The following is a 16,012-nucleotide window of genomic DNA, read 5'->3' as shown; positions in this document are numbered from 1 at the left end:
CCAAAAATTAAATAATATTACGGGTCAAGTTTTCTAAATTGATCATTTTAAAATTAGTATATGCTATAATTCTAATAACCCTCTCAATATTTTCAATTTCTTCTAAATCTAATTTTCGGTTTCTACGATCTTTTAGATATTTATCTAATACTTGATATCCTCCAATATGAAATTCCCAAACACTAGATGGAACATTGTCGAAATATTGAGTTTCATTTATATATATATACGACCGTTTTCATCTTCTCTATTGATTACAAACTTTCTTTGTGAAGCAATATCATCTCCTTTACCTTTGAAATCTCCATAAGGATATTCTTTGTACCCTGGTACTTTTTTGAATATATGTGCATTTATAATATCCCAACCAATTTTTGATAATTGATAAAATTGAGATTTATCTTCAACGAATATTATTCTTGGGAAATCAATATCTAGAAATGATCGATATTTCTTTCTATAAATGGGGGAATATAATATTGAATATATATACCCTATTATTTCTTCTCCAGTAGGATTATCGTATTTTAAGTTTAATTTATTCCTAAAATCGGGAGTGAAATTTTCAGATTTTATGAACTCACTATTCTTTTGATTATTAAATAAACCATTGGGTTTAGAATAAATGTAGAGAGGATATAAAACTTCGCCACCTCGATAAAATAGATTAAGATCAATTATATTTTCACTTATATAGGCTAAATTCCATTCAACCGAAGCATTCACATTTTGTCCAGCTCTGCCAACACAAATGCCAATATTTTCGTGTAGCATATTTTTCATTACTTCGGTTCGAGGCCAATCAATCATAATTGAATTATAAAAGATATGTCTATAATCAAAGGGTCTATAATTGATTAATTTAAAATGTTCTTCCCAATTTTCTAAGTTATTTAAAGACTCCCTAGCTTTTGAAATTTTCCAACCACGAGTATCCTTTATTTTAAATTTCTCCTTAATTTCTGTTTCCGAAAGATTTAAATCTTTGAATGTTTGAAGTCTTTTCCTTAATGGATCAAGTTCTAAATCGGTTATAAATTTATCTCTTGAAGTTTGAACACCATTGACATCCTTTTGGAATATTTGAGACAAAAACAATCCTTTTTCATAATCTTCCCTATAATCATTTTCATCTTCTATAAACAAATAAAATGGGCTGGTTGGATTAATTTCTTTCCACTCAACAGTTTCTATATCGTTTTCTAGACAGAAATCATATTTGTCTGCTCGTTTTCCAAATAAGTCTGATTGAAATATTTTTTTATCTAATCCTTTTTTCTTTACAAAAAATGATATTGCTACTCCTTGCTCTATATCAAAAACGTTTTCATCCGGACTACCATCTGGAGCAAACTCTTTAGGTTTATTACTGCCGTGTAAATCCAGTAAATAAATTTGATCAAATGATTGCATTAAAGATTGTCTCATTCCTCGGAATGTTGGGTTAGATAGGAACCGATGATTAGTAATAATACCAACAACGCCTTCTTCTACTTGATCCATTTTCCATTGTGCAAATCTTATGAATTTAACGTAATCATCACCTAACCAATGCTTTTTTTCTTTAAAATGACTGCCATCAACGTATTTGTATGTCTCTATAAGATCAGTAATCCATTTTCCTTTATTTTTTGAAACACCGCTATAAGGAGGATTTCCAGTAATTACCAAAATTGGTTTATCCTTAACTTCCTGCGCCGCTTTTGATTCTTGGGATAAAGAAGGAAGTAATGGAATATTCATTTGTTTATTTACAGGTTCTAGAGTATTGGTTAGATAAATTTGAAATCTATCATCGTCCTCAAGAAGATAATTTTGGTCTTTTAAGAATTGAGACAGTTTTAAATTAGCAACAGTATATGGAGCAATCAAATATTCAAAACCATAGAAATTTTTTAATATATGGTGTTTAATCAAAGAATCTTTTTTCCCACTTCCTTTGGGTAAATCATTAAAAGCTTCTTCCAAAATTTCCAGTAAAAAAGTTCCTGTTCCTGTTGCGAAATCGAGGACTCTAACTTTATCCTTATTAGCAAAACCATTATCAATTTGAAAATCTTTTTTAATTAAGATATTAAGTGATTTGACAATAAAATTGACCACCTGAGGTGGTGTATAGTATACTCCTTTAGTCTTTCTTAATTTTTTGTCATAGGCCGCAAGAAAATGCTCATAAAAGTATATATAAGGATCTTTATAAGAGATGTTAGATTCATCAAATAAATTTGAAGTTCTAAATTTTTCATAGGATAAATTCTTTATGATTTTTGCTAGATTGAGCGTATTCATAACGCTTAAAATCTCTTCAACTATCCATTTTGAATCTTTATATTCTCTTTTTTCTAATACATCTAGAAAATCAACTAATTCACTTATTAGTCCAAAAGCTGGTAATATGTATTTTTTTGCATTGTATAAATTTATAACATTAGTGTCAGCATTTAACTTCGAAAGAAAAAGACCATATACTAATGTCTGAGAAAATGCATCAGAAAATTCCTTAGTACTTAATTCTGAGAATATATTTTTCTTAAAAGTTTTGTACAATCCATATAACCTCCCCTCAGTATGCTCAACTTCCTGCCTTTCTAATTCCTGATTTAAAAAGTCTCTTAAGAATCTTGCTCTTATTGCTAATACTTCTGCTAATTGCTTAGGAGAAGAAATTCCTTTAGGAGTTTGGCTATAGAAGTTTTCAATAATTGACTTTACCCTTGAAATTTTATTTGGATCTAGAAAGAAGTTCATTTTACTTGAGATATCCTCAAGTTGACAAAGCTTAGCTCTATCTATGATTTCTCCATCTTTAATCCAGACCCACTCAATAATTTGTAATTAAAATATTGTTAGATAAAGAATTATATTTTTTAATCTGATCAGACTTGACAGTTTTATCTAAATCCTCAGTAATTTTTTTATTCTCAACATATCCAATAATAGATTCAACAGTTTTAATCTTAAAGTCAGGCGCACCAAATCCGCTTTCTCTTTTTGGTTCGTGTTGTATTTTAATACTGGCATTCTTAGTAGTTGCTATTACTTCGAGTAAATCTTGAAGTTCTTTCCTATAAGTGTGTTCGGTGATATCTTCTAAATCAAATTTTTGTAATGATTGAATATACTTTTGAAATGTATCCATTAGTTGGTTAGTTGTTTTAGAATTTCAATGCAATTTAAAATTAAAATTGAATTGTGAAAGGGCATTGGCTACAACGGTCTCGGTTATCGCCAGTTGGCGGAGTGAGGGACGCGGATTTGTCGGCTTAGTATTGATTTGTTGATCAAGTTAATTATTTTCTTTCTAACGCTACCGCTTATTGGCGATGAACCGATGTTATATGCTGTGTTTTTAATAGTATCTATTTGATTTAGGTTCAAAATTTGACAAATCAGGTTTTCCTTTAATTTTGATAAATTCTTCTTCTTTCTTTAAAACCTTATTTTGCTCATAACTGTCAGTTTGAGTTCTACGGATTCCAGTTAGAAAATCGAGATTTCGATAAAAGATCTTACCTCGTCCATCTGATGCTACGGACTTAAATTGCATTAATTTAAATTTTCCCTCTCTGTACTGAAATTTGTGCTTAAAATGCCCTCGTAATAGCTCATGTTTGATCCAGAGATCCCTATTAATAATTTCGATTTCCCAAAATCTTTCTCCATTTGATACGTCTCCGCCATCAGGGAAATCAGGTAGAATAGCCTTATCGGTCTTAAGAGCCAGCTTCTTATTGTTATCATTCTGTCCAAAGAATATTTCGAGTCTATAAGGTCTTTTTTCATGGATGGTATCTTGAGTAACAGCAACGGAATCTAAGATTTTATCATTATTAATTTTTCCAATTTCGGACATCACCAAATGATTGAAATTTGATCCGGTTTGAGCGAATGAATTAATAATTGGAAGAAGAATCAAAAGAAATAATAAGTTCGAATTTCTCATAAAATATAGCATATAACGGTCTCGGTTATCGCCAGTTGGCGGAGTAAGGGACGCGGATTTGTCGGCTTAGTATTGTTTTGTTAGTCAAGTTAATTATTTTCTTTCTAACGCTGCCGGCTATTGGCGATTAACCGTTGTTACCTGCTGGCGGTTTGCACAATCATTCATTTAAGTCCCAAAGGAAATATGAGTTATTAAATTTCCTAATTATAGCTAAAGAATAAATTACATTTCCTATGGTTTGATCTGTTTTAGTTAGTGAATTGTTTATAAAGATATATCCATTTTTATTCTCGATAAAGTAACAGAATTCCCAGCTCATTTTTTCACTTTGTGAGAATGTTTCATTAAAGTCATCTCTGAGAATTTGATCTATTTTCGAAATCAGATTATCAAACTTTTTAAATTCTTGACTTTCATTTTCATTTAATGTTTCATCAACTTTTAGATTATTTGAATTTTTTAAATGCTTTTTTATATAGGATGAAATATCTATTAATTTTTCTTCATCAATTTCTTTAAATCGGACATCATATTTTTTTAAATCGAAATCTTGAATTTCAATATATTCTTTCTTTCTAAAAAACTCTTTTATTTTTTCGATTATGTTCATTTACGATTTTTTGTCCGCTTGCAGGTAACTATCTCGGTTATCGCCAGTTGGCGGAGTAGGGAACGCGGATTTGTCGGCTTAGTATTTGGTTGTTGGTCAAGTTAATTATTTTTTTACTAACGGTGCCGCTTATTGGCGATGAACCGTTGTTCTACGCAGTTTTTATTCCTCAGGTTTAATTGTTTTCCTCAAGAAGGTTTCTAATTCCTTTCTCATCATCCCATTTGAACTATTTATTTTAACATCAACCCATTTATCTTCAAATTGGTGAAACTCTTTTATTTTTAAGGAGTCTATAAAGCTGGATAAACTGATATCATTTGCTTCAATATAGAATATTGTATCTTCATTAAATTTGCTTTTATAGTACGTTTCATTCTTGTCCACATATGCTTGTTCAATAATTTTTATTGAAAAGTCTTCATTAGATTCTTCTGTAATAATTTGGTTGTGGGAAATAATTAATCCAAATAGTAAAATAACTAAATTGAAGGCAGAATGTTGGAGAATTGACCAAATAAAGCCCAATTTTATTCTAGTATAACTCAAAAAAACACCTCCAATTAATTGACTACCCACTAAAATTGGTGATATAATAAAAAATAAAGTCTCGCTATTATTATAATTTGGTAAGTGAATCATTCCAAATACTATAACTGACAGGTATAAAAAATACTTAAAAAATGAACCCCACCTATCTTTTAGCCATCCTCTAGATAAATAGTTTATAAATTTTAGTAAATAATTTCTTTTATATTTTAGAGGGAATCTGAATATGAATTCTTCAATCATGGGAGCTATCACAACCATTAATAAGAAGATCAGTATTAAATGAGAATCATCCAATGGCATATCCAGATTTAAAACATAAGAATCTATAAGGTAAATTAGTCCTAGAAATAGTAGCCCTACAAATAATTCTAAGATTAATATTTTTGAGACTATTTTTATTTTTTCTCCTGAACTTAGAGTTAATCTTACCTCATCCGGATGCTTTATCCAGTTATATACATCATAATAAAGTTCTCTCATATATGAAAATTGCGTAGAACGGTCTCGGTTATCGCCAGTTGGCGGAGTAAGGGACGCGGATTTGTCGGCTTAGTATTGGTTCGTTGGTCAAGTTAATTATTTTCTTACTAACGGTGCCGCTTATTGGCGATTAACCGTTGTTGCCTACAGTTATGATGTTACAAACTTTCAAATTGACCTTTTAAATAATCTTATATAAGTTTCAGGATATGTGCGTAAGAACCAGTTCATAAAAACTTCCTTTTCTTTTTTTGAAGATCTGTATTTTTCAATTACACCATTATATTTTAAGTCTTTTAATTCCTCAATTTGATCCAGTTTTAATAAGTGGATTAAATAATCAAATTTCTGCTTTTCATTTTGATGATATTCAATCTGTCTAAAGTCATTTAGTTGCCAGGAGTTTCTATTATCTTTTGTTCTTTTAGACCAATTATTTGGAATTCTACCAATGAAAAGAAAACACAGTTTCGGAAAAAAAATGACTAAATTTTCGTAAATCTTTTCTACGGTTTTAGCTGTTTTGATTTCATTTATTTCTTCATTTATTAGAATGTCAATTTCTTTTAAATGAGACGAATCTGTATTTAAACATGTTTCTTTAAATGATTTTCTTAATGTGTTTAAGAGCTTTATAAATTGCTTTTTATAATTCGGAAGAGTGGTTGTTTCTTTAAAATTATAATACTCATCTTCACCATAAATTGAATTAAACAGCAATGTTAATCCAATGTCTATGTCATAATATCCTTTTAAATATTCACTTTCTTTCATAATTGTAGGCAACGGTCTCCTTTACTTCGCTTATTAATAAATATACCTTTGAGATGAAGAAGGAGGAGAACTAAAACGGTCTCGAGATTACAGATCCAATAGCCGTAAGAGTCCTCCATTCTTCATACGGGCAGCAAGAACCATTTGGAATACCAGGTCTTATTATGGACCCGTTAAAGGAGTTAGTTAATGCGCCCTTCAAATAATAATTTTTTAAAAATATGAAAAATTACCAAGAAGTAATCGGAATTGATGTTTCAAAAAACAAGTTAGATGCCTATGCTTACAATCGTAGTTCCCATCGGGAGTTCAGTAATGATGTGAAGGGTTATAAAGCCTTGTTGCAATGGGCTAACGGTAAGGAACAAAAAGTGTTTTTCTGTTTTGAGAATACCGGTCATTATTCCTTGAAGTTAGCGTTGTATTTATCTTCAAAGAAGCAGGTATATGTACAGGAAAATCCTGTAGTAATCAAACGTTCTTCCGGAGTGATCAGAGAGAAGAATGACGTGGTAGATGCCATGATGATCGCCAGGTATGGCTGGCTTCACCGTGAGGAACTTTCACCGAGTGAGCTGAAAGATAATGAACTATTAGAAGTAGGCAGGTTGCTGGCTTTGCGTGATCAGCTGGTTCGTAGTCGTACGGGATTGAAGAATACCCTTTCAGAGCTGAAAAAGTTGCTCAGCAGCAGTTCTACAGATACCTGTTGTAAAACGCTTGTAAGCTCTATTACTCACCTGACTTCTCAAATAAATAAAATAGAGAAGCAACTAAAATCACTGATAAAGACTTCTGAGGCATTATCGCAAAATTATAAGTTGATCACTTCTTTAAAAGGTGTTGGTTTAGTTGTAGGCGCCCAGTTGCTTTATCACACCAATAATTTTGAACGCTTTAATAGCTGGCGCCAATTCTCCAGTTATTGTGGGACGGCTCCCTTTGGTCATAGTTCGGGAAGCAGTATTCACAAAAAGCGAAAATGCCACCCGATGGGAGATCGGCAAATGAAGAGCCTGCTTAGCATGGCGGCCTGTACAGCCATTCAATATGACAGTGAATTACGGCAATATTATAAGAAAAAGCGGGAGGAAGGTAAGTTAAAGATGATTGCGCTAAACAATGTCCGCAATAAACTGTTATCCAGAGTGTTTGCAGTGGTGAAGAGAGGAACGCCTTATGTGGAATTACAAAGATTTGCAGCCTGAAAAAATTAGCACAAAAGGCTTGGATTTAACCTTGGAATACGGTTATCGCCAGTTGGCGGAGTAAGGAACTCGGATCTGTCGGCTTAGTATTGGTTTGTTGGTCAAGTTAATTGTTTTCTTTCTAACGCTGCCGTTTATTGGCGATTAACCGTTGTTGTTGTGCGTTTTTATTGTAACTCTCTAAAATTTATCACATTAACCAAAGGTTCTGAAATATTATTTTTATTCATTTGCTCAAAAAATTCTTGCTTAGTTAATTGACTTGGTTTTTTAGAAGCTTTTATTTCTTTATTCAAATCAATTATATAATAATAGGTCAGATCTTTTAATATTTGATCGTTTCTATTTTTAGGATGTTGCTTTGCTATTATGAAACGTTCATTGTATTGAATTTCAAATACAGTTTCATCAATCATTCCAACGTAACTATTCCCAGAGACTTTATAACTTAAACTCATCTGGTTCATCACGTCTGTAGCAATTAAATAAATATTATTATCAATTTGTTTCTCATATGTGAAGCCAAATCCTCCACATGAAAAAATTGCAACAAGAATAATTAAGAGTAAGTTGAATTTGACAAATTTTAAAATCATTACTTTTTGTGAAAATGCACTACAACGGTTACGGTTATTGCAAGTTGCGGGATTAAGGACTTGGATTTGTCGGATTAGTGATTTTAATAATTGGTGTCTAAAATAACCATTTTCACCAAACTGCCCGTTATTGGCAATTAACCGATGTTGTAAAATGTGGTGCGAACGAGGATATTTTTTAAATTTTTACTCCATCCAACCATTAGCCTCAGCTAGCAAATCATAATCATTTTTATGTAATTCCTTTTTGTAAATTTTTATTCCTCCAATCATGTTTCCAGGAATTCCCTTTGAGTATTCAAATAGAATATACTGAGAGTTCTTGCTAACAACTAAATTACTTATCGTAAAATAATATATGCCTGTTTCTGGTGGTATTCCATTTTTTGAGTTCTCTTTATTTAGTTCATTTTTAAAATTCTCACGTTTAATATGGTTTGGTAATTCTAAATATTTTAGAACATAATTATTGGTTAATTGAAGCTTAAAATTTTCTACCTGACTATCATTAAAAATAGCTTCAAAATTTTTAAAATTTATACGAGTTGATAGATCGTCAAACTCATAGTCTCCACTATTTAAAATCTTATTTTTATTATTTATAAATTGAATTAAATTGTCATTTCCAGCAGTTTTAAAAATAACTCCGTCATTACTGATAATTTCAAATTCTTCATTTAAAACATTTTGAATAATCTTAATATGATTTTGTGCTAAACTTTTATAGCATAAAAAAATTAGACTAATATATACAACTATCTTTTTCATGTTTAATATTCCTGAGGTTCATTTAAAATCTTCAACGCACCATTTTTTACAACGGTCCCGGTTATCGCCAGTTGGCGGAGTAAGAGACGCGGATTTGTCGGCTTAGTATTGGTTTGTTGATCAAGTTAATTATTTTCTTTCTAACGCTACCGTCTATTGGCGATTAACCGTTGTTAGCCACCGTATTTTCTAAATTACTTTCTAACCAATTTGCCATTTTAGTTACAAATTTCCAATCTTTGTCTTGATTCTCAGTTAAAACATGATTTATCATTTCACCTTTTAGTCTATTATCGATGAAATGATCAATTTGAAATCCATAATCTTTATAATCATTCAAAATTGCATAATTATCATTCTTATTAAAGTTGGAATAAATAACTTCACATGTAGGAGATTGTTTATGTGGAGGTAATAAGTTGGTATCATATATTATTTTATAACCATAGTTTTCAAGAAATTTAAATTCTGTTTTAATCTTTTCGAGAAGTTTATCTCTCCTAAAGCCAGATTTTACTTGCCATTTATTTAATGATATTTTATCAATTGTTGCTCTATCAATCCAATAAGATCCCTCAATAAGTTTTAACCAATGTATTTTAAGTAATTCAATCATTTCCAAAACATACTTTCGCTTTTTCTCTTCTGTGAACACAGCATGTTTAATATGATTAAAGGTTTTTGGGTCAGCCATTAAGTCTAAGTCTGTAATACTAACTATATTTTCATTGTCATAAAAATCAGGTATCATAGAACCATTTAGCTTTTTAATTGTCCAAAGTCTGTAATCGCTATTTCTATGAATTATAATTTCTATTTGTCTTTGCCTCTGATAATTGGTGTATTTTAAATAGTAATATTTTGCGCCACCCGGATATTTATCAAATTCCTTCTCCAAACTTTGCGAAAAGTCAAAATCATCAATTAAAAATTTCAACTTCTTTTTAAAGAACTGTATCAGTTCTATTCTTTCAGTTTCAAGTCTTGATTTCTTATAGTTCCACATGTCTGTTTAATATGGTGGCTAACGGTTACGGTTATCGCAAGTTGCGGGAATAGGGACGCGGACTTGTCGGCTTACCGTTTTTTTCTTGGTTTCTAAAATTACACTTTTTCGACTAAACCCGTTATTTGCGATGAACCTATGTTGGCAAATGTTATCTTTCTAATTCTTCCTTAATTTGGCGATGGAAGAAGTCTTCTATTTCGTTTTGTGAAAGTTTCCTGAAATACTTTGCATTTTCTTTATCGTATTTCATTCCAAAGAAACCTCCTGTATTAGGAATCGAAAAATCTAAAATACTGTCTAATTTAATATTTAAATTACCTTCATCATTTTTCATCAGATCTATTCGTGTCATAATATTTCCGTCTCTTTCAGGGAACTGTATCCAATAATATAGAGCCTCTATACTATCGTTTCGGATTATTCTTAATTTTTTTACAGCGTCCTCATACTTAATTTGAGTATTCAATTTATAATCAGATTTCAGGTTGTATTCTTCTGATTTTTGCTGAATTGTAGTTGCTAAAAATGAAAAGCAACAAATTGTTATAACAATAGGTCTAAATATTCTTTTAGAAGATAGTTTAAAATTACTTTTTGATTTCCAAAATCTATATGAAACGGGGATAATAAATAATGCAATTAAATCAGAGTAATCAATTACTCTATTTACTAACATTCCATGATCATTTAAAATATCGATTACTTGCTGGGAATAAGGTGTTTTCCACCAAATAAATAAGAAAGCAGTTAGAATATATATCGCTCTAATTCGCTTTTCAAAAACAGTTGCAATAAAATAAGGAAAGGCAAATAGTCCGGCAAAGTCAGATAATTTTCCAGTGAACTCATTATGGAATTCATACTTTAAATAGAAATCATTTATTAACAATATCAATAAAGATATTAGAAATGATAACCTCAATAATTTATCTTCTTTTTTCACTCCTCTTGATAATTTTTGCCAACGGTCCCGGTTACCGCAAGTTAGGGGAGTAAGGACGCGGATTTGTCGGATTAGTTCTTTTAATAATTGGTCTCTAAAATAACAATTTACAGCGAACCACCCGTTATTTGCGGTGAACCGTTGTTATATGCTGCCGCCTAGTTTTCTTTAAACTTTTGAATTTCTACCTCTCGATAATGATTTTTTCTGTCATCGTTATTTCCTGTAGTGGGTAGATATTTTATGAATTGATTTTTAGTATATCGTTTGCTTGGTTTTGGATCAAGGGAAAATGATAAGTTTTCTTTTCCATTTTTTCCTTCAAGTTTAATTGAAACTGGATGTTCGCTGTGGTTAGAACTTTCAAGGTCTATATTACATTCAAATTCAAAAAAGTTCCCTGTTAATTTAATTTTAGAGTTATCGTAGTTTTTTTCAGGAATAATAAAATTTCTGATCTTCTTTTCATCTTGGAATTCGTAATCAATTCTTGCTGAAGGGACTTTAAACGAACCATCTTCTTCTGTATGTAAATAAGTTCCTAGTAATCTAGAAATTTCATAGTCATTACCAAAAATGAAGTCACGTCCAAAATTGTCACCTATATATCTATTAAAGCCAATAGTTTGACATAAATCTTTTAAACCCTCCTCATCATTACAAATTTCTTTTGTGCATAAATCTTCATCAATTTCAATTTCAAAGGCAATTATGAGCGATTCTAATTTTCGTGGAATCTTGACATTGAAGGTAGAAGTAAACTTTCTGTTATTTTTCTTCATTCTTGAATAAAGAGGTAACGCACCGTCGAATTGATGATATAGAACTTCAAGCGCAGATACAAGAGGATGATTAGATGAATATATAACACCAAAACTTTTTGAAGGATTAAATCTTCCTCCTTGCATCGCGTTATAATCTAAGCTTTTCGTGAAGAAATCTGTACTTGAATTATCACATATATCTTTGATTATTAATCTTTTATTTTCAAGATGTTCATCATAAAACCACCAGTTTTGTAATTTTTTAGCCTCATCGAAACTTAGTGATTCCCAAACAAGTTTTGCGTAATCTGAAGTAAGCCAAATTAGTTGGCTAAATTCAATTGCTCTGTAAATTTTCATATTTTTCTTCCTGTGGCTAGTTTTGATTCTATTTGGTAAATGGTATTCACAACATTTTCCTGGGCGTTTAAAATAAGTTCGTCCAGTTCATTATATGAATCCCTTGCCTTTTGCATTCGATCAGATAGACTTTTACTGCCTTTATCTGATTGTTTTTCTTCTATCTTGTTAATTCTTTGAACCACATTATCTTGATTTTTTTCTAATGTATTAAGTCTTTCAATATCTTGTCTAAGTGAGGACATTGACTGAATACCATAAAAATATGTTCTAGGAATTTGGCCATTTAAAAACCACTCGTGTATATTTTCAGTGGACATATTTGAGTTAGCAAAAATTGCAATGTCTAGAAATTTTTGAGCTAATTCTTTACTATTTTGAGGATCTGTCTTTTCAAGAAAATCTAAATAAAGAGTAGGAAAAATGTTTTTATTTCTTAAATCTACTAATGCACTGAAAACATTTTTGTTTTCCGGATTTAATTGACCCTTTACATCTTTTTTGGAAAGTGGTTTTAAGTATTGAATTTTTTCAAATGTCTTTCTCATTTATAAAATAATTTTTGTGGCGGTTGCATATAACGGTTACGGTTATCGCAAGTTGCGGGAGTAGGGACGCGGACTTGTCGGCTTAGTTATTTTCTTTCCTGGTTTCTAAAATTACATTTTCTCGAGAAAACCCGTTATTTGCGATGAACCGATGTTGGCAATAGTTTATTGTTCTACTGTCACGTACATTGACATTGAAATTCCTTTCTTGATATCCCAAGTTCCGAAACTAGAAGATCTAGTTATACTTTTACCTAATAATTGTCCGCTATAACGAAAAGGTTCTTCCTCGTCTTTAGTTTTAGGAAGATATTCTAATGTGATAAATACAGGGTTCTCAAATTTTAAATTAAATTTTTCTAAGTCAAATGAATTCCATCCGTTTTCTATATTTTGTTCTATAATTATATTCTTAGAAGAAATCTTTTCGAAAGGAAGGTCATCTTTAATACTGTAAAAATTCACTCTAAAACTTGTAGTATCTACATTCACATTAAATAAGTTAATATTCAAATCTAGGATTTTAGAAGGCTTTTTAATTTTAAGTTCCTTTGCAAATTCCTGGATGTTCTTGTTTTTGTCATTGTCAGCACGAACATAACCTGCGACCATTGATACGTAAGAAGTTGTGCCCAATTCTTTCTCCTTTTTCTTTTTTGTATGAATAACAATTTCATCTAGTTCGGTAGATTTTTCTTTCAACTTGAAATTCTTAATATCATTATTTATTACATCTGATATTCTCAAGTTTAATTCTCCAAAACCGACATAAGAGAAAGATAAAGTATCTTCTTTATTTTTATCATTTATAACTAATTGAAAGTTTCCTTCTTCATCTGTAATAGTGCCAATATTTTTATTTTTGATTCCAATATTTACAAAATCTAAATTTTCATTCTTTGAGTTTGTAACGATTCCTTCTATAACTCTTTCCTGAGAAAAAGTTACGTACGAAATTAGAAATACGAAATAATATACGGATTTGATAAGTAGATTTTTCTTCATCTATTTGATAACTGCGTTTTCTAGTAAATTATTGCCAACGGTTACGGTTATCGCAAGTTGCGGGAGTAGGGACGCGGACTTGTCGGATTAAATATTTTCTTTCCTGGTTTCTAAAATTACACTTTTTCGACTAAACCCGTTATTTGCGATGAACCGATGTTAGGCATCGTATGTCTCACTTAAATTCGTTTTAATTTATAACCTTCTTTCTGAAGTAAATGTAAAACTCCTTTTTTTCCTGCTAAATGTCCAGCTCCAACGGCGATAAATGTTCTGTCTTTTTCAATAAGTGTTGCTATATTATCTATCCAATTTTCATTTCTATCATCCACCAATAATTTTGTGGTTTTATCTCCTGATTGAATTTTCATCTCTTCATATAATTTCTGAATTGATTCTGCTTCGTAAAGTTTTGACATTTTTTGATAATTATCTAGAATTTGTTCATCGGTTAAGTTTTTTTCATGGATTTTGACTCCTGAATTTTCTTTCATTATCAAATAAATCTCTTTGTTGGATTCCAAACCTGTCAAATGCATATTTGATTCTTTGGATATTTCAGTCAGTTCGTGTTCCATAAATGCAAGTTCATCTCCGTAATTTTCATTAATAACTCTATACCAATTTAATAAAGAATTCGGCGTTGTAATCTCATTAAACCTTTTTCGATCTGAATCGTTCATTATATCAGTTTCCAAAGCAAGCACGTTACATTTTTTTAGTTTTGAAATAACATTTTCTGAAATTTGGATATCACTACTTGAATACAAGTGAGCAGTTCCAAATATGAATGATACAATTCCACTTTTGGATTCGATTCTCCATAAATTTCCATATTCAAAATCTGTCTTTGAGTTTTGGCTACAAGAAAGAAATAGAAGTAAGATTATTATTGGAAGCAGGATTTTTTTCATATGATGCCTAACGTTCTCGGTTATCGCCAGTTGGCGGAGTAGGGGACGCGGATTTGTCGGCTTAGTATTGTTTTGTTGGTCAAGTTAATTATTTTCCTTCTAACGCTGCCGTCTATTGGCGATGAACCGTTGTTGGCAACTGGCTTTACCACTTTATAGTCAGATAATATTCAAATATTCTTAACCCAACAAAGATTCCAAATGCAATAAGAAATTTTAAAAATAGTTTTGTTTTAGTTTGTTTTATTTTTTTCTTTTCTAATAAAACCTTTAGAACTTTTTTAATTCTTTCTCTATTTAGCCATAAGATAATCAAGATAATTAATTGATACAAAATTGCCGCTCTTAAAGCTCCGATAGGTATTTCAAATATTATATCTTGAATTATAACATTGATAAGGATTGTAGAAGTAAATAGACATCCAATAAGTCTAGTTCGTCTAAATAAGATAAGTATTCCTCCAACTATTTCAAAAACTCCTAGAGTTAAAGCGAATGCTTTTGAATATCCATAAAAGGCCCACATTAGTTCCATTCCTTTTAATTCAGCAACAGTTTTATCAATTTCAGCAGCTCCATCAAATTGAAGTATTTTACCAAATCCATAAATAAACATTCCTAGTACAACTATCCAACTTATTGCGTTTTCAAAAATTACTACTTGATCTTTTTTATTAAAATTCATTTATTCAAAATTTTTCTGAAGCTTGTTGCCAACGGTTACGGTTATCGCAAGTTGCGGGAGTAGGGACGCGGACTTGTCGGATTAACTCTTTTTTTTCTTGGTTTCTAAAATTACACTTTTTCGACAATACCCGTTATTTGCGATTAACCGATGTTGCCTGCAGTTCTTTAGGATACTAAATATTATTAAAAAACTTAATAGTTAACTAGCCTTTACTTTTTACCAAAACTTCCACCAGGCTTTGTGATTTTTCTGTTCAAAGTCCTCACTTGGATGTATATCAATTATATGATTATAATTTTCAATATCTGTAGCGATCAATTCAAATTTTTCCTCAATTGAATCAAGGGCTTTTACTGAGCCTCCAAAATCAAAGACGTAGTTTCGATTAGAGCTATTCGTAATATGAACATTGTCATACTCTTTATCAGTCTTAGAAATGAAAACCATTATCCAATCGCCAATTTTAAAGTCGTAATCTTCATCAATCTGATCAGTTCTATAAAAACCCCGAGTAAATGGTGAGTGATTTTCAAGCCCTATTGGATATTCAATATAATTTACGAAGTAATTGAATCTTTCAATGTCAGGAGTATTGGTGAATAAGATTAAGAATGAATCAGTAGAACCTTTTTTTCTGAATAGCTCAATTCCTCTGACAAACTCTGTACTAGCATACAGATTTGCTAAATTCATCAACACTTTTTCAATGACGTCAGTTTGGATATTCTCCACTATTATATAACATTTCATTTTTCTTCGTTGTAATACTATTGGTGAATTGCAGGCAACGGTTACGGTTATCGCAAGTTGCGGGAGTAGGGACGCGGACTTGTCGGCTTAACCATTT

The 16,012-nt window shown here is 30.9% G+C and carries 17 protein-coding genes; 1 reads left to right on the top strand and 16 read right to left on the bottom strand.

Annotated features, from left to right (window positions below; all coding sequences use genetic code 11):
• Positions 1 to 216 precede the first annotated feature (216 nt).
• The 6 genes from JM79_RS10340 to JM79_RS10315 all read right to left on the bottom strand — a co-directional run bounded on the left by JM79_RS10340 (position 217) and on the right by JM79_RS10315 (position 6,362).
• Complete coding sequence (locus JM79_RS10340) at positions 217 to 2,748, bottom strand: type ISP restriction/modification enzyme (RefSeq protein ID WP_141878076.1); 2,532 nt, start codon at positions 2,746 to 2,748, stop codon at positions 217 to 219.
• A 73-nt stretch (positions 2,749 to 2,821) separates the two neighbouring features.
• Positions 2,822 to 3,139, bottom strand: a complete 318-nt coding sequence (locus JM79_RS10335; protein WP_141878075.1) for a hypothetical protein — start codon at positions 3,137 to 3,139, stop codon at positions 2,822 to 2,824.
• Positions 3,140 to 3,349: 210 nt separating this feature from the next.
• Entirely contained in the window at positions 3,350 to 3,853 is a 504-nt protein-coding gene (locus tag JM79_RS10330; RefSeq protein WP_141878074.1) for a hypothetical protein, read from the bottom strand.
• A gap of 250 nt (positions 3,854 to 4,103) precedes the next feature.
• Positions 4,104 to 4,556: a hypothetical protein gene (locus JM79_RS10325; RefSeq protein WP_141878073.1), complete on the bottom strand. Its 453-nt coding sequence runs from the start codon at positions 4,554 to 4,556 to the stop codon at positions 4,104 to 4,106.
• A 162-nt stretch (positions 4,557 to 4,718) separates the two neighbouring features.
• A complete protein-coding gene (locus tag JM79_RS10320; RefSeq protein ID WP_141878072.1) occupies positions 4,719 to 5,588 on the bottom strand; it encodes a CPBP family intramembrane glutamic endopeptidase in 870 nt (289 codons plus the stop codon).
• Positions 5,589 to 5,756: 168 nt separating this feature from the next.
• Positions 5,757 to 6,362, bottom strand: a complete 606-nt coding sequence (locus tag JM79_RS10315) for a hypothetical protein (protein WP_141878071.1) — start codon at positions 6,360 to 6,362, stop codon at positions 5,757 to 5,759.
• Positions 6,363 to 6,583: 221 nt separating this feature from the next.
• On the opposite strand from JM79_RS10315, the gene JM79_RS10310 reads away from it, so the two are divergent.
• Positions 6,584 to 7,570 (top strand): IS110 family transposase, encoded by a 987-nt coding sequence (locus tag JM79_RS10310; protein ID WP_141878058.1) that lies wholly within the window; start codon positions 6,584 to 6,586, stop codon positions 7,568 to 7,570.
• 167 nt (positions 7,571 to 7,737) lie between these two features.
• On the opposite strand, the gene JM79_RS10305 is transcribed toward JM79_RS10310, so the two are convergent.
• From JM79_RS10305 to JM79_RS10260, 10 genes are all read right to left on the bottom strand, one after another.
• Complete coding sequence (locus JM79_RS10305) at positions 7,738 to 8,166, bottom strand: DUF3997 domain-containing protein (RefSeq protein WP_141878070.1); 429 nt, start codon at positions 8,164 to 8,166, stop codon at positions 7,738 to 7,740.
• 186 nt (positions 8,167 to 8,352) lie between these two features.
• Positions 8,353 to 8,934, bottom strand: coding sequence for a hypothetical protein (locus JM79_RS10300; protein WP_141878069.1), 582 nt, complete (start codon positions 8,932 to 8,934; stop codon positions 8,353 to 8,355).
• Between the two features lie 163 nt (positions 8,935 to 9,097).
• On the bottom strand, positions 9,098 to 9,940 hold the full coding sequence (locus JM79_RS10295; protein ID WP_141878068.1) for a hypothetical protein: 843 nt from the start codon (positions 9,938 to 9,940) through the stop codon (positions 9,098 to 9,100).
• A 151-nt stretch (positions 9,941 to 10,091) separates the two neighbouring features.
• Positions 10,092 to 10,886 carry a hypothetical protein gene (locus JM79_RS10290; RefSeq protein ID WP_141878067.1) on the bottom strand — a complete coding sequence of 265 codons (795 nt, stop codon included), beginning with the start codon at positions 10,884 to 10,886 and terminating at the stop codon, positions 10,092 to 10,094.
• Positions 10,887 to 11,044: 158 nt separating this feature from the next.
• The gene (locus JM79_RS10285; protein WP_141878066.1) at positions 11,045 to 12,010 is read right to left on the bottom strand and encodes an RES family NAD+ phosphorylase; all 966 of its coding nucleotides are present in this window, start codon (positions 12,008 to 12,010) and stop codon (positions 11,045 to 11,047) included.
• Positions 12,007 to 12,558 (bottom strand): hypothetical protein, encoded by a 552-nt coding sequence (locus tag JM79_RS10280; RefSeq protein ID WP_141878065.1) that lies wholly within the window; start codon positions 12,556 to 12,558, stop codon positions 12,007 to 12,009. Before JM79_RS10280 ends, JM79_RS10285 begins: the two co-directional genes overlap by 4 nt.
• 165 nt (positions 12,559 to 12,723) lie before the next feature.
• A complete protein-coding gene (locus JM79_RS10275) occupies positions 12,724 to 13,563 on the bottom strand; it encodes a carboxypeptidase-like regulatory domain-containing protein (protein ID WP_141878064.1) in 840 nt (279 codons plus the stop codon).
• Between the two features lie 179 nt (positions 13,564 to 13,742).
• Positions 13,743 to 14,477: a TraB/GumN family protein gene (locus tag JM79_RS10270; protein ID WP_141878063.1), complete on the bottom strand. Its 735-nt coding sequence runs from the start codon at positions 14,475 to 14,477 to the stop codon at positions 13,743 to 13,745.
• Between the two features lie 145 nt (positions 14,478 to 14,622).
• Positions 14,623 to 15,162, bottom strand: a complete 540-nt coding sequence (locus JM79_RS10265) for a hypothetical protein (RefSeq protein WP_141878062.1) — start codon at positions 15,160 to 15,162, stop codon at positions 14,623 to 14,625.
• Positions 15,163 to 15,381: 219 nt separating this feature from the next.
• Positions 15,382 to 15,915 (bottom strand): hypothetical protein, encoded by a 534-nt coding sequence (locus JM79_RS10260; protein ID WP_141878061.1) that lies wholly within the window; start codon positions 15,913 to 15,915, stop codon positions 15,382 to 15,384.
• Positions 15,916 to 16,012: the final 97 nt, after the last annotated feature.

The sequence above is a fragment of the Gramella sp. Hel_I_59 genome (assembly GCF_006714895.1).
Taxonomy (GTDB): Bacteria; Bacteroidota; Bacteroidia; order Flavobacteriales; family Flavobacteriaceae; genus Christiangramia.
Note: the sequence above shows the minus strand (reverse complement) of the source record. Positions and strands in the feature narration are given on the sequence as shown.

Excerpts from the sequence above, each read along its gene's own strand:
- JM79_RS10275 (WP_141878064.1), bottom strand. The coding sequence starts at position 13,563 with ATGAAGAAAAATCTACTTATCAAATCCGTATATTATTTCGTATTTCTA.
- JM79_RS10310 (WP_141878058.1), top strand. The coding sequence starts at position 6,584 with ATGAAAAATTACCAAGAAGTAATCGGAATTGATGTTTCAAAAAACAAG.
- JM79_RS10270 (WP_141878063.1), bottom strand. The coding sequence starts at position 14,477 with ATGAAAAAAATCCTGCTTCCAATAATAATCTTACTTCTATTTCTTTCT.
- JM79_RS10315 (WP_141878071.1), bottom strand. The coding sequence starts at position 6,362 with ATGAAAGAAAGTGAATATTTAAAAGGATATTATGACATAGACATTGGA.
- JM79_RS10335 (WP_141878075.1), bottom strand. The coding sequence starts at position 3,139 with ATGGATACATTTCAAAAGTATATTCAATCATTACAAAAATTTGATTTA.
- JM79_RS10320 (WP_141878072.1), bottom strand. The coding sequence starts at position 5,588 with ATGAGAGAACTTTATTATGATGTATATAACTGGATAAAGCATCCGGAT.
- JM79_RS10330 (WP_141878074.1), bottom strand. The coding sequence starts at position 3,853 with ATGTCCGAAATTGGAAAAATTAATAATGATAAAATCTTAGATTCCGTT.
- JM79_RS10265 (WP_141878062.1), bottom strand. The coding sequence starts at position 15,162 with ATGAATTTTAATAAAAAAGATCAAGTAGTAATTTTTGAAAACGCAATA.
- JM79_RS10300 (WP_141878069.1), bottom strand. The coding sequence starts at position 8,934 with ATGAAAAAGATAGTTGTATATATTAGTCTAATTTTTTTATGCTATAAA.
- JM79_RS10295 (WP_141878068.1), bottom strand. The coding sequence starts at position 9,940 with ATGTGGAACTATAAGAAATCAAGACTTGAAACTGAAAGAATAGAACTG.
- JM79_RS10325 (WP_141878073.1), bottom strand. The coding sequence starts at position 4,556 with ATGAACATAATCGAAAAAATAAAAGAGTTTTTTAGAAAGAAAGAATAT.
- JM79_RS10305 (WP_141878070.1), bottom strand. The coding sequence starts at position 8,166 with ATGATTTTAAAATTTGTCAAATTCAACTTACTCTTAATTATTCTTGTT.
- JM79_RS10340 (WP_141878076.1), bottom strand. The coding sequence starts at position 2,748 with ATGAACTTCTTTCTAGATCCAAATAAAATTTCAAGGGTAAAGTCAATT.
- JM79_RS10280 (WP_141878065.1), bottom strand. The coding sequence starts at position 12,558 with ATGAGAAAGACATTTGAAAAAATTCAATACTTAAAACCACTTTCCAAA.
- JM79_RS10260 (WP_141878061.1), bottom strand. The coding sequence starts at position 15,915 with ATGAAATGTTATATAATAGTGGAGAATATCCAAACTGACGTCATTGAA.
- JM79_RS10285 (WP_141878066.1), bottom strand. The coding sequence starts at position 12,010 with ATGAAAATTTACAGAGCAATTGAATTTAGCCAACTAATTTGGCTTACT.